Below are 22,552 nucleotides of genomic sequence, written 5' to 3'. Positions count from 1 at the left end.
CCTGGTTGATCTGCTCCGTCCTGCCACTGAACCGGTCGTCTGTGACGACACCGATCCGCGGCCGCCTCCGACCGGCCCTGCCCCTGTCTGTACCGCCACCGTCTCTGTACCGCCCCCTGCATGGGCTACCTCATCCCATCGCTGACCCTGCGGGTCTCGCTCCGGACCGGCGGCCCATCCAGGGCGTTCCTACGGGTCCTGTTCTGGGCCGCCCCGCAGGCCGTTCCTGTCTGCGATCGACACAGCCGCTTGCGGTGGCGGCCGCGGATCGGTGTCGTCACAGACGACCGGTTCAGTGGCAGGACGGAGCAGATCAACCAGGCGCGGAAAGTAGCCTGGCGGTGTGCTGATCGATTCGACGTACCCAAAGAGCTTCGCCAGCGACAACCACGTCGGCGTGCACCCCGTCATCCTCGACGCCATCGTGGCGGCGAACCAGGGCGACGCTCCCGCCTACGGTGACGACCACTGGACTTCGGCGTTCGAGCGCCGGGCCAAGGACGCGTTCGGTTCGGAGGCGGAGGCGTTCGCGGTGTTCAACGGTGCGGGGGCCAACATGGTCGGCCTGTCGCTGATGCTCGGCCGCTACGACGCCATCATCTGCGCCGACAGCGCCCACATCGCCACGCACGAAGCAGGCGCCGCGGAACGCCTGCTCGGGGTGAAGCTCATGACCGTCCCCACCGAGGACGGCAAGCTCCGCCCGGACGACATCACGAGCCGTCTCGGTGGCATCGGCAATCCACACGAGTCCCAGCCCACGGTGGTCTCCATCTCTCAGGTGACCGAGCTGGGCACGTGCTACTCCCCCGACGAAATCGCCGCGCTCGCGCAGGCCGCCCACGCGTCCGGGCTACGGCTCCACGTGGACGGCGCCCGGCTCGCCAACGCGGCCGCGCATCTCGACTGCGATCTGGCCGCCATCACCACCGGGGTCGGTGTGGACGTCTTCAGCTTCGGCGGCACCAAGAACGGCGCGCTCGGGGCGGAAGCCGTCGTCGTCCTGGATCCCTCGCTCGCACGGGCGGTCCCCTTCCTCCGGCGTCAGTCCCTTCAACTGGCGTCGAAGATGCGCTTCGTCTCGGCTCAACTCTCCTCACTCCTCACCGACGACCTCTGGCTCAAGAACGCCGCACATGCCAACGCGATGGCCCAGCGACTGGCGGACGGGACGGCCAACGTCCCCGGCGTGACCCTCGCCTATCCCGTGCAGTCGAACGCCGTGTTCGCCACACTCCCGGCCGAGGTGATCGCCGTACTCCGACAGCGCTACCTGTTCCACTCGTGGGACGAGGCGGCCGGCACCGTCCGGTGGATGACCGCCTTCGACACCACCCCGGAACACGTGGACGACTTCCTGGACGACCTCCGCAAGGCAGCGAGCGCCTAACGAAGGCGGTGGAGGAAGGGTCGCTGTTTCACGTGAAACACGGCGACCGCCCGGCACACCTTCCTCTCGCATCGTTGTTTCACGTGAAACAGCCGCCATCAGGATGGCGCGCACCGACGCCCCACTGAGCCGATCAACCGCCAATGGCGGGCGAGAAGAACGGCGAACGGCAGCGCAGCCGCCGACACTCCTGGACTGGTTTCACGTGAAACACGAACCACGCGAGCGATCAAGCGGGCGACACGGCGACTGGGAAGTCCCGGCCATGGAGTCAGGCGGAGGGGCCGGACAGAGCAGCCGGACCGAGGGGCCGGACCGAGGGGCCGGACCGAGGGGCCGGGTGGAGGGTCGGGCCGTCGGGGAGGTGTGGGTGCCGGTAAGCCCTGATATGCGGGGGCATGGCGACCGATGGTCGGAGCGCGGCGAGATGCGAGCGCGGCCCCGCACGCCCATGGGGTTCAGGTTCCCCGAGACCGAGGTGGGTGTGCGAGGGTGCTGGAGGTCGGTGGCGAAATCACGGTAATCCTTGCCGCTGATCTCCGGCGCTTAGGGTCGCTGTTTCACGTGAAACCTCGACTCCGCCCGGCCCTCCGACCGAAGATCTCGGCCCAAGCCAAGCAAGCCGGCGTCGAAGTCGGAGTCGGAATTCAGCGGGCGGCGTGAGGTGCGGGCCTCAGCGGGACTGAGGCCCGCACCTTCGAGAGGCAGGACCTCCCACCCCGAAAGGATCAGGCTTCGGCGTCGCGGAGGGTGCGGGCGGCTTCGGGAGCCATCGTGCCGATGATCCGCTCAAGGTCGTCGATCGTCGCGAACTCCACGACGATGCGTCCCTTCCTACGCCCGAGATCCACCTTCACCTTGGTCTCGAAATGATCCGAGAGCCGATCGGCCAGATGGGTCAGACCGGGAGCGGTCGGCTTGGCCTGCTGACGCTCACGAGGCGCCTTCTGCTGCACCCCTGCCTTGGCGCTCCCCATCGCCACAATCTCTTCCACCGCCCGCACGGACAACAGCTCCGCCACGATGCGCTTGGCCAGTTGGATCTGCTCCTCGGCACTCTCCAGTCCAAGAAGTGCCCGTGCGTGCCCGGCGCTGATCGTCCCGGCGGCTACCTTGAGCTGAACGTCAGGCGGGAGGTTGAGCAGGCGCAGCGTGTTGGTGATGTGGGAGCGGGAGCGGCCGACCTTCTTGGCGAGCTGGTCGTGCGTGGCCTGAAAGTCGTCCAAGAGCTGCTGGTAGGCAGCGGCCTCTTCCAGCGCGTTCAGCTGCTCGCGCTGAAGGTTCTCAATGAGGGCGTCACGGAGGAGATCGTCATCCTGGGTGTTGCGCACGATGGCCGGCACCGGATCGAGACCGGCCTGGGTGCAGGCGCGCCAGCGACGCTCCCCCATGATCAGCTCGTACTTGCCGCCACCGACCGACCTCACGACGATCGGCTGCAGCAGGCCGACCTCTCGGATGGACCTCTCCAGCTCATCCAGGCGTTCCTGGTCGAAGACCTCACGCGGCTGACGCGGGTTCGGCACGATCGCGTCGAGGGCAACCTCTTTGAAGTACGCTCCGGCGATCGGCTTCGGCCCGGAGTCGGTCGCCGCGCCGTTCGCGGGCGTCACCGTTCCCGTACCGTCAACGATGGGACCGGTCGGGATGAGCGCCCCGAGTCCCTTGCCCAATCCCCGCCGCTGCTGGCTCACTGCGTCTCCTCATCCACCCCGGCCGATTCCGGTCACTCCTGGAGAGGTTACCGTTGCCGACCCTGCGGGGTGCCCGCTCGCCACACACGGCCGGACGGATTTACCCAGACACGATCATAATTTGCTCAACTCGCAGCCCCTTAACCGCAAAACCCCTTGCGCCCGGCCCGTCTCTCTCGCATCCCTGCATACGCCGCCCCCGTCTGGCCTTGCTGGTCACCGAACGTCGGTCGCGGGGCTGATGTCGCTAGTAGTAGGCCAGGGCAGGCCATCAGTCGAGTTCGTAGAATCCCGGGCAGGCCGAACGCAGCCATACGTCGAACGACGAGGCCGCGCTCCTGAACCACAGACGGGATCCCAAACCACACTGCCATCATCCGGGCTTATGTGCACGGCAGCCCAGATCCAGCGCCACAGCCTCCGGGGGGGGCGAGTGGCGCGAGACCGCCGAGGTAGCAGGTCGTTCCCGAAGGCTCCATGAGCGGCATCCTGAGGGACAGCCTCCTCCCCCCGGCTCACACAAGCGCCTCCCTGATGCAGCCCCAACGCCACCCGCTGACGCCCGCCCCAACAGGAAGCACCCGGTGGGCATGCTGCGCCCAACACCCAAAAGTCACGACGCCGCCGCACCGGGCAGGCAATCCCACCACGGCCGCGGCCATCCCCTACACCCAGTCGGTCACACCAGACTGGCGCGGTATGCGATCTCCCGAGCAGCGTCCATGTACGCCATCGCCCCACTGGACCCCGGATCGTACGTCATGACCGACTGCCCATAACTAGGCGCCTCAGAAAGCCGCACACTCCGCGGGATCACCGTGTTCAACACCGTGTCACCGAAATGCGCCCGCACCTCATCGGCCACCTGCGAGGCCAGCCGCGTCCGGCCGTCGTACATGGTGAGCACGATGGTGGACAGCCGCAGCGTCGGATTCAGGTGCGCCTTGATGAGGTCCACGTTCCTGAGCAGCTGCCCCAACCCCTCCAGCGCGTAGTACTCGCACTGGATCGGGATCATGACCTCGTCCGCCGCCACCAAGGCGTTAACGGTGAGGAGGCCGAGCGACGGCGGGCAGTCGATCACGATGTAGTCGAGGTCGATGGCGTCGAACGCGGCCAGCGCACGACGGAGGCGGGCCTCGCGAGCCACCATGGACACGAGCTCGATCTCCGCGCCGGCCAGCTCGATGGTGGCGGGAGCGCAGTAGAGGTTCGGCATGTCCGGCACCTGCTTGACGATCTCCGCCATCGGCAGGTCGTCGACGAGCACCTGATAGACGTCCGGGACGTCGCCCCGGTGCTCGGTGGCGAGCGCCGTCGAGGCGTTGCCCTGCGGGTCAAGGTCGACGACCAGGACACGCTGACCGTTCATCGAGAGCGCGGCGGCGATGTTGACGGACGTGGTGGTCTTACCGACGCCGCCCTTCTGGTTCGCCACCGCGATGAGCCGGGTCTTGGACGGACGCGGCCAGGCACCGTTCTCACCGGATTCACCCGACTGGGCGGTGGCCTGGGTAGCAGATGTTTCACGTGAAACCACTGAGCTGAGCGCCTCTCGTACCAACGGCGAATCACCGGGGTTCAGGGGGGTCTGGGTCACGATGGCCATCCTTTCAACCGTTGGTGTGCCGGTGGCGGGAATTGACTGTCGCGACACGCCCATTTCGGGCCAGCCAACCCCGGTTGGACTCTCGGACAGAGGACCGCCCGGCCAGCCAAGACCACATGAAGCGCCTGGCACAACCGTCACCTCCTTCGTCGCCGCCTTGCTCGCTCCGGCGCGCGACCCGCTACCACCCGAACCAATGTTGCAGGCGGCTCGACCTTACCGCGCCCGACGGTCACAAGCTCAGCCGTTGTGGCTCCACAGGCCCGCAATTGCGCTTCGGCCTCGGCGAGTTCGCCCGCAGCCCGCTCCCCCTTCATCGCGATCAGCTCGCCGCCCTCGCGGAGCAGCGGCATCGCCCAGGTGAGCAACCGGTCGAGAGGCGCCACCGCCCGGGCGCTGGCGACGTCGAATTCGCGCTTGCCCGCCAGCTCCTCCGCCCGGCCGCGCAACACCTCGACGTTCTCCAGCTTCAGCGCCTCGACGCATTCCTCCAGGAAGACGGTACGGCGCAGCAACGGCTCCAGCAGCGTGACCTTGATGTCCTGCCGGACGATCGCCAGCACGATTCCAGGAAGCCCGGCGCCCGAGCCGATGTCCACCAGCCGGACGTCCTCGGGCACGGCCTCCGCCACCACCGCGCAGTTGAGCAGATGGCGATCCCAGATCCGCGGCACCTCCCGCGGGCCCAGCAGCCCGCGAACCACCCCAGGGCCCGCGAGCAGATCGGCGAACGCCCTGGCACGGTCCCACGCCTCCCCGGCGAAAACTTCCCGCGCTATTTCCGGCGGCGGCGGCAGGTCATCGCTCACTGATTCGGTGGCCCTTTCTCGGTGCTGTACGGTGCCCGGTCGGGAGGCGGCTCTACCCCAAGGCTAAATGGGAGATCACAAAAGAAGACTAGCGGGCTGGCCTGAAGGTGACCTTCGAGCACGCCGCCGTTGCGGGCATCTCTGGGTGATGCGTCGCGAGGAGTCTCTTTTGTCCGGAAGCTAGGCAACTTTATCCCGGACGCGGGGTGTGCCGCTTGCCTCACCCGGATCCGGGCACCGCTCTTCCCGGCAACCCCGAATCCCCTATAGACAGATATGTACGGCTCTCGTACCTCATGAGGCATACGAGCGGCGTCCACGCCTCGGAAACGCGAACGGCCGCCCGGCCCGCGCGAGGCGGGCGGACGGCCGAAAGCAGGATGAGGCGGTCAGGCCGGGAGGACGACCACGTAACGCTGCGGCTCTTCGCCTTCGGACTCGCTGCGGAGCCCGGCGGCGGCCACCGCGTCGTGCACGATCTTGCGCTCGAAGGGCGTCATCGGCTGCAGCGCCTTCGGCTCGCCCTTGTCCTTGACCTGGTTGGCGACCTCGGTGCCGAGCTTGGTGAGCTCCGCGCGCCGACGTTCGCGATAGCCGGCGACGTCGAGCATGAGGCGCGAGCGCTCCCCCGTCTGCCGGTGCACGGCCAGACGGGTCAGCTCCTGCAGCGCCTCCAGAACCTCACCGGCCGCACCGACCAGCTCGGTGCCCTTGACCCCGACGACGGAGACCATGGCCCGATCGCCCTCGACGTCCATGTCGATATCACCGTCGATGTCGGCGATGTCGAGAAGGCCCTCGACGTAGTCGGCAGCGATCTCGCCTTCTTGCTCAAGCGCGTTGAGATCAGGAGCCTTCTCCTGCTCGGCCTCGGTCATGGCCGGCCTCTCCTTCGTGTTCAAGACTTCTTGCTGCCGGTGCGCTTGCTGCGGGACTGGCGGCTGGGCTGCTGCCTAACGATCTTAGGCTGCGGCGGCTCCGGCGGCGCCTGCTCTTCGGGAGTGGTCTTGCGCAGCTTGCCGATCAGGCCCTGCTTCGGCTGGACGGGGATCACGTTGCCCTTGGCGTCGTACTGGGGCATCGGGTGACGGCTGTAGAACCAGTGCTGCTGACCGAGCGTCCACAGGTTGGTGGTGACCCAGTACAGGATCAGGCCGAGCGGGAAGTTCAAGCTGAAGACGGCGAACAGCGGCGAGATGTACATCAGGATCTTCTGCTGCTGCGCCATGGGGTTGTCCGGCATCTGCGCCATGGAGCGCGTCACACTCTGCCGGACGGTGAGGAACGTCGTCAGCGAGCTGACCGCCACGAAGATGCCGAGGACGATCTTCGTCTGGACGTTGCCCGCGTCGAACGTCGCCAGCTGCTCGCTCGACATCCAGAAGTTCGCCGGCAGCGGAGCGCCGAAGATGTGCGCGGACCTGGCGCTCTCGACCAGCTCTTTCGACATCCCGAACTTGGTCTCACCGTTGGCCATGGCCTGCAGCACGGTGAACATCGAGATGAAGATCGGGAACTGCGCCACGATCGGCAGACAGCCGCCGAGCGGGTTCGCGCCCGCGCCCTGGTACAGCGCCATGACCTCTTGGTTCATGCGCTGCTTGTCGTTCTTGTAGCGCTTGCGCAGCTCCTGAACCTTGGGCGCGAGCTCCTGCATCTTCCTGGACGAGCGCATCTGCTTGAGGAAGAGCGGGAAGATCAGGATCCGCATGAAGACGGTCAGCGTGATGATCGTCAGCGCCCACGTCAACCCGCTGTCCGGGGAGAGGAACGTGCTGTACCCCGTATGGATCCAGATGATGACGAAGGCTACGGCTTCATAGAGCCAGCTCAGCCAGGACAGCTCCACCGAGCTATCTCCCTTGCGTTTCGTGGGACCGGACCGGGCGTGGGGGCACCGGGTCTATACCTCCGGGATGGAATGGGTGGCACCGCCCGATACGCCGGACAGTCAGCCATGTGCCGCGCAATGCTCCATGTACGGCAATCGCCTCGAGTCCGTAAGCGCTACACGATGGATAGAAACGGCAGCGCGGACCGAGCAACGGGCTGATGAACGCCCGATAAAACCGAATAGGGAGGATCAGTATCCGAGCGGCGAAGCTCGGCACCACCCCTTGCGGCTGCTCCGTCATCTGTGTCCATCCATCGAGGACTCGCGCCGCCTGAGCAAACGATCCAGCGCGGAATCGAGCTCGGCGGCCAGGTGCTCGTATCGCGCGGACGCGGCCGGTGGATTGGCGCGTACCACCAGCAGGCTACCTCTTGGCAGCCGGTCGAGACGGTCGCGCATCAGGTGTCGGAGCCGACGTTTGACCTTGTTCCGGGTCACGGCGCCCCCAACGGCCTTGCTCACCACAAAGCCCACCAGAGGTGTCTCATTCCCAGAAATGTTGAGATGCACCACCAAGGTGGGCCTTCCCGCGCGTTTCCCGCGCCGGACGGCCGCCTCGAATTCCTCCCCGCGCCGCATGCGGGATTGTTGTGATAGCACCTGTATACGCCTATCGCCCGCCGGCGAAGTTCACCGGCGGGCCGACATTCGGGCGCGGGTCGATCAGGCCGACAGCTTCTCGCGGCCCTTACGGCGACGGGCGGCGAGGATGGCGCGACCGGCCCGGGTGCGCATCCGCAGCCGGAAGCCGTGGGTCTTCGCGCGGCGACGGTTGTTCGGCTGGAAAGTACGCTTGCTCACGGGTGGGCTCCAGGCTTGAAGGTGCGCCCCAGGGGCGCTTAACACACATGGCTGGCCTACCACGGGAGCGAGGGCACGCGAAATAGCCGTCGCGTGGCAAGCCGACCGTCGTACGTTACGGGGCGATCCGCTCCCAGGTCAAACTGACGGGTTGTCAGGCCGTGGTCACCAGACCCGCACCATCCCCTCGGCAACCCCGCCATATGGGACGAGCAACGCCACCGAAACGCCTTCCCACACGGGTGACCACGCAACGGCTCGACCCGCCCGGCCGCCTCCCGAGGAGGGCCTCCCCAGAAGTACCCCGGCCCCCGCTCAAGAAAGTGGCCACTGTCACACAAGACGATGGCCGCCATCACCCAGGACACTGATCGTCGGCCCGCCAGGCAACGGCAGCCGACACCCACGCCAGCGAGAACCACGAGCCGAAAGACCGGGATACGAGCAGAGGGACCGGAGGGATCGCCTGCAGCGGGACCGGGATGATCGCCTGCGGAGGGCCGACGACATGCCTTCCGGGATCGCTGCGACCGCCCGACCGATCACCTCAGCCGCCCCGAACAACTCGGGATTCCGCCAAAGAAGCAGCCCGCCCGAAGAAGCGGCCCCCTCCCGATCAACAGCCCGCGAGGCGCCCGCCGCATTCATCCCCAGCTCTGGGGACAACGCAGCCCCCGAACGCGGTTATCCTCCGGTCCAGCCGGAGTTATCCACTGATCCACAGGCGACTTTTCCACCGCCACGCCGACGTCCACAGTTTGTGCGTCCAGGTGCCACTACGCTGTGGACAACGTCTTGAACACAGCTGTGCACATAGATACTGTCGGCCCTTCCGGACCCGCCCAAACGCGGTGCACAGCTTGTGGATCTCCTGTGGAGATCCTGGGTACAAGGCTCGGCCGCCACGCTGTGGACGAAGGGGTCGCTCGACACAGCGGGCGGCTCATGTATGTGGATAAACGATCGCGGGGGGCCGCGAGAGGGAGGAGGGGGAGCCGCACCATGAACGGTGTCGACCTCGGCACGGTATGGGCGAGGGCCCTGGGCAACTTCCTCAACGAGAACGTGCCCATTCAGCAGCGCACGTGGCTGGCCATGGTGCGGCCGATCGCGCTGGCCGACGACACGATCGTGCTGGGTGTGCCCAACGACTTCCTCAAGGACCTCATCGAGGGCAAACTGCGCCCGCTCGTGGCGCACGCGCTGTCACAGGAGCTCGGCCGGACCATGCGGCTGGCGGTGATGATCGACACGACCGCCCCCGAGCAGGCGATGCCGGACGCTCATCAACAGCCTGTGGCTCACGGTTATCCCCAGAATTCCGAGCCGCAGCCGCGTTATGCACAGCCGGCCCAACCGCAGCACTACCAGGCATCCGAGCCGCCGCAGTTCTATTCTCCACAGCCGGAGCCGACCCAGGTATCCACCGAATATCCACAGCCGACGTTCTCTTTTGAACAGGCGCAGCCGTACACACCGCCGGTGGAGAAAGCGCCCGAGCCGGCGCCGAACCGGTGGGAAGCGAAGAGCAACAAGCCCAGCGAACCGGCCAGACTCAACCAAAAGTACACATTCGAGACATTCGTCATCGGGGCCAGCAACCGTTTCGCGCACGCCGCCGCGGTGGCGGTGGCCGAATCCCCCGCGAAGGCGTACAACCCGCTCTTCATTTACGGCGACTCCGGGCTGGGGAAAACCCACCTGCTGCACGCCATCGGGCATTACGCGCAGAGCCTGTACGACGGCGCCCGGGTCAGATACGTGAGCTCGGAAGAGTTCACCAACGACTTCATCAACAGCATCCGCGACCACAAGGCCGACGGCTTCCGCGGTCGCTACCGGGCGATCGACATCCTGCTGGTGGACGACATCCAGTTCCTGGAGGGCAAGGAGCAGACCCAGGAGGAGTTCTTCCACACCTTCAACACCCTCCACAACGCGAACAAGCAGATCGTCATCTCCAGCGACCGCGCGCCCAAGCAGCTGATCACGCTGGAGGACCGGCTGCGCAACAGGTTCGAGTGGGGTCTGATCACCGACGTCCAGCCGCCCGAGCTGGAGACCCGGATCGCGATCCTCAGGAAGAAGGCCATCCAGGAGGGCCTGGCCGCGCCGCCCGAGGTGCTCGAATACATCGCCAGCCGCATCTCCACCAACATCCGTGAGCTGGAGGGCGCGCTGATCAGGGTCACCGCGTTCGCCAGTCTCAACCGGCAGGGTGTGGATCTCCAGCTGGCCGAGGTGGTGCTGAAGGACCTGATCACCTCGGAGTCCGACACCGAGATCACGATCGCGGCCATCATGACCGAGACCGCCAACTACTTCGGCATCAGCATCGACGATCTGTGCGGCACCTCCCGCAGCCGGGCGCTCGTCAACGCCAGGCAGATCGCCATGTATCTCGCGCGGGAGCTGACCGAGCTGTCGCTGCCCAAGATCGGCCAGCAGTTCGGCGGCCGCGACCACACCACGGTGATGCACGCGGAACGGAAGATTCGGTCGCTCATCGCGGAGCGCCGATCGATGTACAACCAGGTCAACGAGCTGACAATGCGCATCAAGCAGACCCAACGTGGATCTTGATGGCCATGCACAGCCTGTGGAAAACACTGTGGACCAGCGAAAACGCCGAAAGCCAGGGGCATGATGGCCGGGCATGCCCGAAAAATCAGCCCACAATGGCTGGGGACAACACTGGGGACATCCTGAGGAGAACTGGCCAAGTTCTGGGGACTACTCGTGGATAACGTGTGGACGGCCTGTGTACAGCCGATCGGGGGCTCCAGAAGACCCCCCTTTACCCCGTGGACAACCTGTGGAAACCCCGTGGATAACCAGTGGATGAAGACCCCATGATCTGGGGACGAGCTGTGGGCGAAGAATCGTCATCCCCAGCCGCCAGAGTTACCCCCAGGCGTCACCCACATCCGCAGTGGATGAAAATCGGGCCGTTGACCTGCGCGAACTCAGGTTGTCCACAGTTCCCACAGCCCCTAGTGTGATGACCTCTTAATCTCTCTAACTAAGAAAATCAAAGACCCATAGAGGGGTTCTCCCGGAGCTCGGGTGCGGGAGAGTGAACACTTGAATCAACGACGAACCCAGGAGGCTGATCACCGTGATGTTCCGAATCGAGCGAGACGTCCTCGCTGAGGCGGTGGCATGGACGGCACGCAGCCTCCCCGCCCGCCCCTCGGTGCCGGTCCTCGCCGGTATGCGCCTGGAGGTCACGGAAGAGCAGCGGCTCAAGCTGTCCGGCTTCGACTACGAGGTCTCCGCCGAGGTGACCCTGGAGCTGCAGACCGGTGAGGCCGGAGTCGTCCTCGTCTCCGGCAAGCTGCTCGCCGAGATCACCCGCGCGCTTCCCGCACAGCCTGTGGACTTCGTGGTCGAAGGCGCCAAGGCGGTCGTCACCTGCGGCAGCGCCCGCTTCACGCTGCTGACCATGCCGGTCGAGGACTATCCGTCGCTGCCGGCCATGCCGCCGGCCGCGGGGCGCGTGGGCAGCGACGTGTTCGCCTCCGCCGTCTCGCAGGTCGCCGTCGCCGCCGGACGCGACGACACGCTGCCGATGCTCACCGGCGTCCGCATGGAGATCGAGGGCGACACGGTCACCCTCGCCGCCACCGACCGCTACCGGCTCGCCGTACGCGAGCTGAAGTGGCAGCCGGGCCAGCCCGACTTCTCGGCGATCGCGATGATCCCCGGCAAGACGCTCGCCGACACCGCCAAGGCGCTCGGCGCGACCGGCGCCGAGGTGGAGATCGCGCTCAGCTCGGCGGGCGGCACCGGCGAAGGCATGATCGGCTTCTCCAGCGCCGGCCGCAGGACCACCACCCGGCTGCTCGACCCCGAGTTCCCCAAGTACCGCTCGCTGCTGCCGACGGAGTTCTCCGCCCGCGCCGATCTGTCCACAGGCCCGTTCGTCGAGGCCGTCAAGCGCGTGGCCCTGGTCGCCGAGCGCAACACGCCGGTACGGCTCGCGTTCAAGAGCGGCGAGGTCGTGCTCGAAGCGGGCAGCGGCGACGAGGCGCAGGCCGTCGAGGCGCTGCCGGTCGACTACCAGGGCGACGACATGAACATCGCCTTCAACCACCAGTTCCTGCTCGAAGGGCTCGGCGCCATCGACTCGGACGTGGCCAGGCTGCAGATGACCACCTCGACGAAGCCCGCCATCCTCACCGGCGGCAAGCCTGTGGACGACGGCGGTACGACGGACTACCGTTACCTGATCATGCCCATCCGCCTGTCTGGCTGAATCCGCCATCGGGGATGATGGAAGTCTGACAAGGGGGTAGGACAACATGCAGATCGGCATGGTCGGACTGGGCAAAATGGGCGGCAACATGGCCGAACGGCTGCGCCGCGGCGGTCACGAGGTCGTCGGCTACGACCGCGATCCCGCGGTCAGCGACGTGGCCAGCCTGCAGGAGCTCGTCGAACGGCTGCAGGCGCCCCGTGCCGTCTGGGTCATGGTCCCCGCGGGCAAGCCCACTCAGCAGACGGTCGACGATCTCGGCAAGCTGCTCGACGAGGGCGACATCGTCGTCGACGGCGGAAACTCCCACTACGTGGACGACCAGAAGCACGCCGCCGAGCTGGCCGAGAAGGGCATCGGATTCGTCGACTGCGGCGTCAGCGGCGGCGTCTGGGGGCTCCAGAACGGCTACGCGCTCATGTGCGGCGGCGACGCGGCCACGGTCGAGCGCCTGATGCCGATCTTCCAGACCCTCAAGCCCGAGGGCGAGGACGGCTTCGTCCACGCGGGCGACGTCGGCGCCGGCCACTTCGCGAAGATGGTCCACAACGGCATCGAGTACGGCATGATGCAGGCCTTCGCCGAGGGCTGGGAGCTGCTGGAGGCCTCCGACGTCGTCAAGGACGTCCGTGGCTCGTTCAGCAGCTGGCGTACCGGCACGGTGATCCGCTCCTGGCTGCTCGACCTGATGGTCCGCGCGCTCGACGACGACGAGCACCTCGAGCAGCTGCGCGGTTATGCACAGGACTCCGGCGAGGGCCGGTGGACGGTCCAGGCGGCCGTCGACCACGCCGTGCCGCTGCCGGTCATCACCGCCGCGCTGTACGCCAGGTTCGCCTCGCGTCAGGACGACTCCCCCGCGATGAAGGTCGTGGCCGCGCTGCGCAACCAGTTCGGCGGCCACGCGATCACCTCGGCCGCGGGCTCGGAGGACAAGGGCGCCGACGCGCCGGGCGCGGACGTGACGCCGCCCCGCGAGGCGGAGTGACCCCGGTCTCACCCGTTCCGAGTGAACCCTGTGGAGAAACCGGATGGCGATGCCGGTTTTCCACAGGGTGTGCGCCGGTGACCCCGGTTACCCACGTGGCCTACTAACCTTCGTGGGGTGCATGTCGCCCACCTCTCGCTGACCGACTTCAGGTCCTACGCGTCCGTGGAGCTCGGCCTGGAGCCGGGCGTCACGGCCTTCGTTGGGCCCAATGGGCAGGGCAAGACCAACCTGGTCGAGGCCCTGGGCTACGTGGCGACACACGCCAGCCATCGGGTCGCCAACGACGCGCCGCTGGTCCGCCAGGGGGCCGCGCGGGCGATCGTGCGCTGCGCCGTCCAGCGGGATGATCGGCGGGCGCTGATCGAGCTGGAGATCAACCCGGGCCGGGCCAACCGCGCCAGGCTCAACCGCTCCCCCGTGTCCAGGCCGCGCGACGTGATCGGCCTGCTCCGCACCGTGCTGTTCGCCCCCGAAGACCTGGCGTTGTCCAAGGGCGACCCGTCGGAGCGCCGCAGGTTCCTCGACGACCTGCTGGTGGCCAGGGCGCCCAGGTTCGCCGGCGTCCGCGCCGACTACGACCGGGTGCTCAAGCAGCGCGGCGCCCTGCTGCGCACGGCCGCGCAGGCCCGCAGGGGCAGCCGGGGCAGCAGGAGCGCCAGGCGGGCCGACAGCGACTCCGCCTTCGCCGCGGCGGGCGCGGGAGACGTGCTGAGCACCCTGGAGGTGTGGGACGCCCACCTCGCCAGGCACGGCGCGGAACTGCTGCGGGCGCGGCTCGATCTCATCGACGCGTTGCGTCCGCTGGTCGCCGGCGCGTACGCCGCGCTCGCCCCCACGAGCGCCCCCGCGACACTGGCCTACCGCTCCACGTTGTCCACAGGCGACGACTCCGCTGAGGACGAAGTCCCCGGTGAACGGGGATCTTCTGATACACACACGTTATCCACAGACTTGGGGAAAACCCTTGAAGAGCGGCTGCGCGAGCGGCTATTGGAAGTGCGCCAGGCGGAGCTGGAACGGGGCGTCACACTCGTCGGGCCGCACCGCGACGACCTGATCCTCGGGCTCGGCGACCTGCCCGCCCGCGGGTACGCCAGTCATGGCGAGTCGTGGTCGTTCGCGCTCGCCCTGCGGCTGGCCGCCTACGACCTGCTGCGGGCCGACGGCGGCGATCCGGTGCTGATACTCGACGACGTGTTCGCCGAGCTCGACAGCCAGCGCAGGCGGCGGCTGGCGGAGATCGTCGCGCCGGCCGAGCAGGTGCTGATCACCGCCGCGGTGCCCGACGACGTGCCGAAGGAGCTGGTGGGAGCGCGGTTCGACGTCGCCGAAGGGGGCGTGGCCCGTGTCCGCTGACCGCGCGCCGTCTCGTCCACAGGCCGTCCACGGGCTGGGGGCGGACGGCGGCCGTGGCGGGGCGACGGTCGTCCACAGGTGTGGTCCGGTGTGTGGGGAAACGGCCCCTGGGGCGGGCGGGGGCCGTGAGACGGCCCCAGGAGCGCCTCAGCGGGCCCAGAAAGCCGCAGGAGGCCCCGGAGGCGCCCCAGACGGAGTCGAGGGGCCTACAGGCGGCCCAGCGGCGCTTGAAGCCCGGTTCCCAGGCGGCCCAGCGGTGCTCACGGCCCGGCGCCCGGGCGGCCCGGTGCTCAAGGCTCGGCGGCTTCCGGCGTCCACGGCAGGCGTCGGTCCCGAAGGGCGTCGCCCCCGAAGGGTGTCTGCCAACCCGCAGGCGGCGCGCGCGTCCGCACACCGGACGCGCACGCGAGGAGAAAACCAATGAGGGGAGTGTGACCCGTGTCGGTTGAGGACAATCCGGCGGCCAGAGGGGCCGCGATGGCCAGGGAGAAGCTGGCCCAGGCCAAGGCCGACGCGGCCAAGCGCGGCCAGCTCCCCCGCCGCGAGCCCAGGCGCAAGGCGGCCGGCCCGCGCAGGGAGGCCGGCGACCCCCAGCTCTTCGGCCGCGCGATCATGGATCTGCTGTCCGACCGAGGCTGGGAGCGCGACGCGGCCGTCGGCGGCGTTTTCGGACGCTGGCCGGACATCGTCGGCCCCGACCTGGCCGCGCACACCAAACCCGAGTCCTTCGAGGACGGCGAGGTGTTGATCAGCGCCGATTCCACCGCCTGGGCGACCCAGGTCCGGCTGCTCGCACGCACCCTCGTACGCAGGCTCAACGAGGAGTTGGGCGAAGGCACGGTGACGAAGGTCAAGGTCAGGGGGCCGCAGAACGCGCCGCGTCCGTCGGGCGGGTTGCGGGTGACCGGAAGCCGGGGCCCCGGAGACACCTATGGTTAGGCGTCTCGGGCGATCAGATTGCCGCAGACGCGATGAGCCCCCGTTTCAAAGGGGGGATGCTTGACTGGGGGCAAAACGAGCTAGCGGGCATCACAGGCGCGTTCAATGCCACCTTCGGGCTCCGGAGCCGGTAGAATGAAAAAGGATTCCGGACACGTCCGCTTGCGTGTCACCCCGGCAGCAAGCCGACTCCCCTGGGTGACCGCGCATCGGGGCACTCACGACGGTGACGGGCACGGCAGGGGCAGCTGGCAAGTGGTCGCCTCCCCCGCCGCGTGTCCGCGGCAGGAGGATTTCGCAGTTGTCCTACGACGCTAGCTCAATCACCGTACTCGAAGGGCTTGAGGCGGTTCGCAAGCGCCCGGGTATGTATATCGGGTCGACCGGTGAACGCGGCCTGCACCACCTCGTCTACGAGATCGTGGACAACGCGGTGGACGAGGCCCTCGCCGGCTACTGTGACACGATCAACGTCACGCTGCTCGCCGACAACGGCGTGCGCGTGGTCGACAACGGCCGCGGCATTCCCACCGGCATTCACCCGGTGGAGAAGCGGTCCGCCGTCGAGGTCGTGCTGACCACGCTGCACGCGGGTGGCAAGTTCGACAGCCAGTCCTACGCGGTCTCCGGCGGTCTGCACGGCGTCGGCTCGGCCGTCGTCAACGCGCTGTCCACCGCGATGGACGTCGAGGTCAAGCAGAACGGCCACTACTGGCGCCAGCGCTACGAGCACTCCAAGCCCACGGCGCCGCTGGCCAAGGGCGAGGAGACCGACGAGACCGGCACCACGATCACGTTCTGGCCCGACCCCGACGTCTTCGAGACCACCACCTGGAACTACGAGACGCTCTCGCGCCGCTTCCAGGAGATGGCCTTCCTCAACAAGGGCCTCAAGATCACGCTGACCGATGAGCGCCCCGACCACGTCAACGGCGAGCCGCACACGGTCGAATACCTCTACGAGGGCGGCCTGGCCGACTTCGTCAAGCACCTCAACAACAAGAAGGAGCCGGCGCACGCGTCGATCATCTCCTTCGAGACCGAGGGCGACGGCATCGCGGTCGAGATCGCCATGCAGTGGAACAACTCCTACTCGGAGTCGGTCTACACGTTCGCGAACACGATCAACACGGCCGAGGGCGGCACCCACGAGGAGGGCTTCCGCGCGGCGCTGACGTCCATCGTCAACCGCTACGCGCGCGAGCAGAAGTTCCTCAAGGAGGGCAAGGACGACAACCTCTCTGGCGAGGACGTCCGCGAGGGCCTGACCGCGATCATCTCGGTCAAGCTGTCCGACCCGCAGTTCGAGGGCCAGACCAAGACCAAACTGGGCAACACCGAGGCCAAGTCGTTCGTGCAGAAGGCGTGCAACGACCACCTGCGCGACTGGTTCGAGCGCAACCCCGGCGAGGCCAAGGACATCATCAACAAGTCGCTGCAGGCCAGCCGCGCTCGACTCGCGGCTCGTCAGGCGCGCGACCTGACCAGGCGCAAGTCGCTGCTCGAGTCCGGCAGCGGCCTTCCCGGCAAGCTGGCCGACTGCCAGTGGAACGACCCGGAGAAGTGCGAGCTGTTCATCGTCGAGGGTGACTCGGCCGGCGGCTCGGCCAAGGGCGGCCGCGACTCCCGCTTCCAGGCCATCCTGCCCATCCGCGGCAAGATCCTGAACGTCGAGAAGGCGCGCATCGACAAGGTTCTGAAGAACAACGAGGTGCAGGCGCTGATCACGGCGCTGGGCACCGGCGTGCACGACGAGTTCGACATCGCCAAGCTGCGCTACCACAAGGTGATCCTGATGGCCGACGCCGACGTCGACGGCCAGCACATCAACACCCTGCTGCTGACGCTGCTGTTCAGGTTCATGCGGCCGCTGATCGAAGCCGGCCACGTCTACCTGTCGTGCCCGCCGCTCTACAAGATCAAGTGGGACAGGAAGGGCGACGACGCCTCGTACGCCTACTCCGACTCCGAGCGCGACGCGGTCATCGCCGAGGGCATGGCCAACGGCAAGCCCGACCCGCGCCCGCGCGACAACGTCCAGCGCTTCAAGGGTCTGGGCGAGATGAACGCGGGTCAGCTCTGGGAGACCACGATGAACCCGGCGACGCGCCTGCTGCGCCTGGTCACGCTCGACGACGCCGCGCAGGCCGACGACCTGTTCAGCGTGCTGATGGGCGAGGACGTGGAGGCGCGGCGCGACTTCATCATCCGCAACGCGCGCGACGTCCGCTTCCTCGACGTCTAAAAGCGGCTGGCCGTACGCGGTGAGCCGGGTCACCCGGCTCACCGGACCACGAAGAAGGACCTCAACCTGTGACGGACGTGAACACCACTCCCCCGGCCGACCGCATCGAACCGGTGGACATCCAGTCCGAGATGCAGCGCAGCTACATGGACTACGCGATGTCCGTCATCGTGTCCAGGGCGCTGCCGGACGTGCGCGACGGTCTCAAGCCGGTGCACCGCCGCGTGCTCTACGCGATGTACGACGGCGGATACCGTCCCGACCGCGGCTACTTCAAGTGCGCCCGCGTCGTCGGTGACGTGATGGGCACCTACCACCCGCACGGCGACACCTCGATCTACGACGCGCTGGTCCGCCTGGCGCAGCCGTGGTCGCTGCGGTACCCGCTGGTCGACGGGCAGGGCAACTTCGGCTCGCCGGGCAACGACCCGGCGGCGGCGATGCGCTACACCGAGTGCAAGCTCGCGCCCATCGCCATGGAGATGCTGCGCGACATCGACAAGGAGACCGTCGACTTCCGGCCGAACTACGACGGCAAGTCGCAGGAGCCGGACGTCCTGCCCGCGCGGTTCCCGCAGCTGCTGGTCAACGGCTCGGGCGGCATCGCGGTCGGCATGGCCACCAACATCCCGCCGCACAACCTGCGTGAGGTGGCCGCGGCGGTCAAGTGGTGCCTGGAGAACCCCGAGGCCAGTGACGAGGAGCTGCTCGAGGCCGCGATCAGGCTGGTCAAGGGCCCCGACTTCCCCACCAAGGCGCTGATCGTCGGCCGCCGGGGCATCGAGGACGCCTACCGCACCGGCCGCGGCTCGATCACCATGCGCGCGGTGGTCGAGGTCGAGGAGGACAAGGGCCGGCAGGCGCTGGTCGTCACCGAGCTGCCGTACCAGGTCAACCCGGACAACCTGGCGCTGAAGATCGCCGAGCTGGTCCGTGAGGGCAAGCTGACCGGCATCGCCGACGTGCGCGACGAGAGCTCCTCGCGCGTCGGCCAGCGCCTGGTGATCGTGCTCAAGCGGGACGCGGTCGCCAAGGTCGTGCTGAACAACCTGTACAAGCACACCCAGCTCCAGGACACCTTCGGCGCCAACATGCTGGCGCTGGTCGACGGCGTGCCGCGTACGCTCCGTCTCGACCAGTTCGTCCGCCACTACGTGGCGCACCAGATCGAGGTCATCGTCCGCAGGACGCGTTACCTGCTGCGCAAGGCCGAGGAGCGCGCGCACATCCTGCGCGGCCTGCTGCGCGCCCTGGAGCGGCTGGACGAGGTCATCGCCCTCATCCGCGCCTCGGATTCCGCCTCGCACGCCCAGCAGGGCCTCATGGGGCTGCTGGAGATCGACGAGATCCAGGCGCAGGCCATCCTCGACATGCAGCTGCGCAAGCTGGCCGCCCTGGAGCGCCAGGCCATTCAGGACGAGTACGACTCCCTGATGACGCAGATCGCCGAGTACAACTCGATCCTGGCCAGCGAGGCCAGGCAGCGCGAGATCGTCAACGAGGAGCTCGGCGAGATCGTCGCCAAGTACGGCGACGAGCGCAAGACCGAGATCATCGCCTACGACGGCGACATGTCGATCGAAGACCTCATCGCCGAGGACGAGATCGTCGTCACCATCACCCGCGGCGGCTACGCCAAGCGCACCAAGACCGACCTGTACCGGGCGCAGAAGCGCGGCGGCAAGGGCGTCAGGGGCGCCCAGCTGCGCCAGGACGACATCGTCGACCACTTCTTCGTCACCACGACGCACCACTGGTTGCTGTTCTTCACGAACAAGGGCCGGGTGTACCGGGTCAAGGCGTACGAGCTGCCCGACGCCGGCCGCGACGCCCGCGGCATGCATCTCGCGAACCTTCTGGCCATGCAGCCCGACGAAACAGTCATGGAGGTTCTCGACCTACGCGACTACAACGTCGCCCCGTACCTCGTCCTGGCCACCCGCAGTGGCCTGGTCAAGAAGACCCGCCTGGCCGAATACGACTCCCCCAGGTCCGGTGGTCTGATCGCGATCAACCTGCGGGATGACGACGAGGTCATCGGAGCCCGACTGGTCTCCGAAGAAGACGATCTGCTGCTGGTCTCCAAGGGCGCGCAGTCGATCAGGTTCACCGCCTCTGACGAGGCTCTCCGCCCCATGGGCCGGGCTACGAGCGGTGTCATCGGCATGAGGTTCCTCGAAGGTGACGAACTTCTCGCCATGAATCGGATCGCGGACGGTCAAGATGTGCTTATCGCCACGAAGGCTGGGTACGCAAAACGGACACCAGTGGAGCAGTATCCCGTTCAAGGACGTGGCGGCAAGGGTGTGCTGACGGCGAAAATCGTCAGTGCCCGTGGCAAGCTGGTCGGAGCCGTCATGGTCAACCCTGAGGACGAGGTCTTCGCGATCACGTCCGCCGGCGGGGTGATCCGGACGAGTGCCGGAGAGATCAAGCAGTCCGGCCGCCAGACCATGGGAGTGCGTTTGATGAATCTCGCTGAAGGCGACAGCGTGGTGGCCCTCGCCCGGAATGCGGAGTCCATGGAGACTTCGGTGGAGAGTGAGGAAGACGGGGGAGGAGAGTAGTTCATGAGCGCCCAGGGTGGTTCTGCCAGAACCAAGGCGGCCTCGGGGAACGGCCAGCAGCCGAAGAAACCCGCAGAGACCGAGATCTTCGACCCGGCTGAGGAGGGCAAGGACACGCCCGCGCAGGGCGCGCCCGTGCAGCCTCAGCAGTCGAACGGTCCGCAGACCCAGCAGCGGCCCAGGCCGGAGCAGGAGCAGGAGAGCAACGACACGGTACGCATCCGTCCGTCGCTGATCTCGGAGGCTCCGCCGCCGCCCGCCGATTCGTCCAAGAAGAAGTCGTCAGGCTCGGCGGGGGCGCGGCTCCCCCGCAAGGCCCATTTGGTTCTGCGCCGCATCGAGCCGTGGTCGGCCATGAAGTTCAGCTTCGTGGTCTCCCTGGTCTGTTTCGTGGTGCTCTTCGTGGCAGTCGCCGTGCTGTACGGCGTGCTGTCCGCTCTGGGCGTCTTCGACTCCCTCGTCGACCTGGTCAACCAGCTCGGCCAGGGCGAACAGGGCCAGAGCGCGATCCCGATCAACATCGCCTCCTGGTTCGAGCCGGTGCGCATCCTGGGCTACACGGCCCTGATCGGCGCGGTGAACGTCGTGCTCATCACGGCGCTCTCCACGCTGGGTGCGGTGATCTACAACGTCGCCTCCGACCTGGTCGGCGGCGTCGAGGTGACCTTCAGCGAGGCCGAGTAACGGCATGGGCTCGCGCCGCCTCCCCGAAGGGGGCGGCGCGAGCAGCACCCGAGAGGCGGTAAGCTTCTCTTGTCCGAACAACCGGTTCGCATTCCGCCTCGCGGATGCGGTAACGTTCGGTGTGCGAGGGGCTATAGCTCAGACGGTTAGAGCGCTTCCCTGATAAGGAAGAGGTCCCAGGTTCAAGTCCTGGTAGCCCCACCCAGCTAGAGAGCCAGTTCTGGAGATCGGAACTGGCTTTTTGATCTTCTGAGTGACTAACTGCGTGACTATGGTCCCGAGTCGGGCGTCTGATCATTAGCATGAGCCAAGGCTGCTGGGTTGAGCCTGGCAGGTGTGGTCTGTCAGTCATCTTCGCGCTGCTGGTGTCCGCCGTCGTTTGCCAACGCGCTTCCTCCGGGATCGTCACCTCTACGGATGATAGGAACCTCACGGGAGGCGGGATGATGTCGAAACTCAGAGAGCGACTGACGGCCTGGTTCCGTCCTGTCATGGTCGTAGGCGCAAATCTGCTTGCCGGGTTGGCCGGCAACATGGCAGTGGCGGGCTGAGCCCAGCAGCCAACTTTGCCGTTGCGCAGGCCACCTGTGCGAGTGCCGGGGGCACTTTGGACCGCCTCTGATCGTTGGAGGGATATCGAACGTCGGTCCTCGAAGTGGAGCACTGTGGCGACTGGTGAACCTCTCAGCATCGATTGGGTTCTGCGTCAGACCGAGAGCGCAACGATGGAGTTCAAACAGTCCATCCCAAACGTTCGGACTGTTGCACGTGAGCTGGCTGCCATGGCGAACACTCATGGCGGCCTTGTAGCTTTCGGGATCAAAGAGACAGCAGAAGGTCCTGCACTCTCTGGAGTCGACTCCGGGCGAATGTTGCAGGTGATCGACCGGGCGGCTCAGAGTCTTAAGCCCGTCCCACCCTTCAGCACGCATGTGCTGGATGCAGGTGACAAGTCCCTGGTGATCGTAGAAGTAGAGCCCGCTAGTGGTGGCCCTGTTACCGTGCTGGACGGAGAAGTCGTCGTACGGGCGGGCTCTCACGTGAGGCCGGCCGCCGCTCAAGACCTGGTCGAACAGCAGAGCAGTTACTCGTCTAGTGACGAGATGTATGCACGCATGCAGCGGTTGGCCGAGGTCGTAGCTGATCAAACGCAGGCCATTGCGTCGCTGAGAGAAGCGTTGGAGAAGACGGGAAACTGGCGGCGGCAGCTCTACTGGTGCATCGCGGGTGCCCTGCTCGGAACGATTCTGGGAGCCATTGCTACTTTGATCATTGGTGACTGAGTGCCATATCTTAACGAGGCGCGGCCCCGCCA

18 protein-coding genes and 1 tRNA gene are annotated in these 22,552 nt (G+C 67.0%); 11 read left to right on the top strand and 8 right to left on the bottom strand.

Annotation, left to right across the window (positions count from 1 at the left end; genetic code table 11):
• Window positions 1-343: 343 nt before the first annotated feature.
• The gene (locus HII36_RS21090; RefSeq protein WP_173524948.1) at window positions 344-1,390 is read left to right on the top strand and encodes a threonine aldolase family protein; all 1,047 of its coding nucleotides are present in this window, start codon (window positions 344-346) and stop codon (window positions 1,388-1,390) included.
• 728 nt (window positions 1,391-2,118) lie between these two features.
• Here the strand turns inward: HII36_RS21090 and HII36_RS21085 are convergent.
• From HII36_RS21085 to rpmH, 8 genes are all read right to left on the bottom strand, one after another.
• Window positions 2,119-3,084 (bottom strand): ParB/RepB/Spo0J family partition protein, encoded by a 966-nt coding sequence (locus HII36_RS21085; protein ID WP_173524947.1) that lies wholly within the window; start codon window positions 3,082-3,084, stop codon window positions 2,119-2,121.
• A gap of 679 nt (window positions 3,085-3,763) precedes the next feature.
• A complete protein-coding gene (locus HII36_RS21080) occupies window positions 3,764-4,693 on the bottom strand; it encodes a ParA family protein (RefSeq protein ID WP_217369760.1) in 930 nt (309 codons plus the stop codon).
• Window positions 4,694-4,830: 137 nt separating this feature from the next.
• The gene (gene rsmG, locus HII36_RS21075) at window positions 4,831-5,502 is read right to left on the bottom strand and encodes a 16S rRNA (guanine(527)-N(7))-methyltransferase RsmG (protein WP_173524946.1); all 672 of its coding nucleotides are present in this window, start codon (window positions 5,500-5,502) and stop codon (window positions 4,831-4,833) included.
• A gap of 389 nt (window positions 5,503-5,891) precedes the next feature.
• Window positions 5,892-6,380: a Jag family protein gene (locus tag HII36_RS21070; RefSeq protein ID WP_173524945.1), complete on the bottom strand. Its 489-nt coding sequence runs from the start codon at window positions 6,378-6,380 to the stop codon at window positions 5,892-5,894.
• 20 nt (window positions 6,381-6,400) lie between these two features.
• Complete coding sequence (yidC, locus tag HII36_RS21065; protein WP_173524944.1) at window positions 6,401-7,351, bottom strand: membrane protein insertase YidC; 951 nt, start codon at window positions 7,349-7,351, stop codon at window positions 6,401-6,403.
• 4 nt (window positions 7,352-7,355) lie between these two features.
• Window positions 7,356-7,637: a membrane protein insertion efficiency factor YidD gene (gene yidD / locus HII36_RS21060; RefSeq protein ID WP_173524943.1), complete on the bottom strand. Its 282-nt coding sequence runs from the start codon at window positions 7,635-7,637 to the stop codon at window positions 7,356-7,358.
• Window positions 7,634-7,996 (bottom strand): ribonuclease P protein component, encoded by a 363-nt coding sequence (gene rnpA, locus HII36_RS21055; RefSeq protein ID WP_173524942.1) that lies wholly within the window; start codon window positions 7,994-7,996, stop codon window positions 7,634-7,636. Before rnpA ends, yidD begins: the two co-directional genes overlap by 4 nt.
• Before the next feature lie 63 nt (window positions 7,997-8,059).
• Complete coding sequence (gene rpmH / locus HII36_RS21050) at window positions 8,060-8,197, bottom strand: 50S ribosomal protein L34 (protein WP_043614899.1); 138 nt, start codon at window positions 8,195-8,197, stop codon at window positions 8,060-8,062.
• A gap of 1,002 nt (window positions 8,198-9,199) precedes the next feature.
• On the opposite strand from rpmH, the gene dnaA reads away from it, so the two are divergent.
• The 10 genes from dnaA (at window position 9,200) to HII36_RS21000 (ending at window position 22,520) form a co-directional block, all read left to right on the top strand.
• Window positions 9,200-10,780, top strand: a complete 1,581-nt coding sequence (dnaA, locus tag HII36_RS21045) for a chromosomal replication initiator protein DnaA (RefSeq protein ID WP_173524952.1) — start codon at window positions 9,200-9,202, stop codon at window positions 10,778-10,780.
• 535 nt (window positions 10,781-11,315) lie between these two features.
• On the top strand, window positions 11,316-12,455 hold the full coding sequence (gene dnaN, locus HII36_RS21040; protein ID WP_173524941.1) for a DNA polymerase III subunit beta: 1,140 nt from the start codon (window positions 11,316-11,318) through the stop codon (window positions 12,453-12,455).
• Window positions 12,456-12,501: 46 nt separating this feature from the next.
• On the top strand, window positions 12,502-13,443 hold the full coding sequence (gene gnd / locus HII36_RS21035; protein ID WP_173524940.1) for a phosphogluconate dehydrogenase (NAD(+)-dependent, decarboxylating): 942 nt from the start codon (window positions 12,502-12,504) through the stop codon (window positions 13,441-13,443).
• Between the two features lie 117 nt (window positions 13,444-13,560).
• A complete protein-coding gene (gene recF, locus HII36_RS21030) occupies window positions 13,561-14,802 on the top strand; it encodes a DNA replication/repair protein RecF (RefSeq protein ID WP_173524939.1) in 1,242 nt (413 codons plus the stop codon).
• Window positions 14,803-15,240: 438 nt separating this feature from the next.
• Window positions 15,241-15,741, top strand: a complete 501-nt coding sequence (locus HII36_RS21025; RefSeq protein WP_328807804.1) for a DUF721 domain-containing protein — start codon at window positions 15,241-15,243, stop codon at window positions 15,739-15,741.
• Between the two features lie 301 nt (window positions 15,742-16,042).
• Complete coding sequence (gene gyrB / locus HII36_RS21020; protein ID WP_173524938.1) at window positions 16,043-17,986, top strand: DNA topoisomerase (ATP-hydrolyzing) subunit B; 1,944 nt, start codon at window positions 16,043-16,045, stop codon at window positions 17,984-17,986.
• Window positions 17,987-18,054: 68 nt separating this feature from the next.
• Complete coding sequence (gyrA, locus tag HII36_RS21015) at window positions 18,055-20,553, top strand: DNA gyrase subunit A (RefSeq protein ID WP_173524937.1); 2,499 nt, start codon at window positions 18,055-18,057, stop codon at window positions 20,551-20,553.
• Between the two features lie 3 nt (window positions 20,554-20,556).
• Window positions 20,557-21,237 (top strand): DUF3566 domain-containing protein, encoded by a 681-nt coding sequence (locus HII36_RS21010; protein ID WP_173524936.1) that lies wholly within the window; start codon window positions 20,557-20,559, stop codon window positions 21,235-21,237.
• 127 nt (window positions 21,238-21,364) lie between these two features.
• Window positions 21,365-21,438: transfer RNA gene (locus HII36_RS21005), tRNA-Ile, on the top strand.
• A gap of 524 nt (window positions 21,439-21,962) precedes the next feature.
• Window positions 21,963-22,520 (top strand): RNA-binding domain-containing protein, encoded by a 558-nt coding sequence (locus HII36_RS21000; protein WP_236003702.1) that lies wholly within the window; start codon window positions 21,963-21,965, stop codon window positions 22,518-22,520.
• The last annotated feature ends 32 nt before the right edge of the window (window positions 22,521-22,552 follow it).

It is taken from the genome of Nonomuraea antri, assembly GCF_013283785.1.
GTDB classification, from domain to species: Bacteria; Actinomycetota; Actinomycetes; order Streptosporangiales; family Streptosporangiaceae; genus Nonomuraea; species Nonomuraea antri.
Note: the sequence above shows the minus strand (reverse complement) of the source record. Positions and strands in the feature narration are given on the sequence as shown.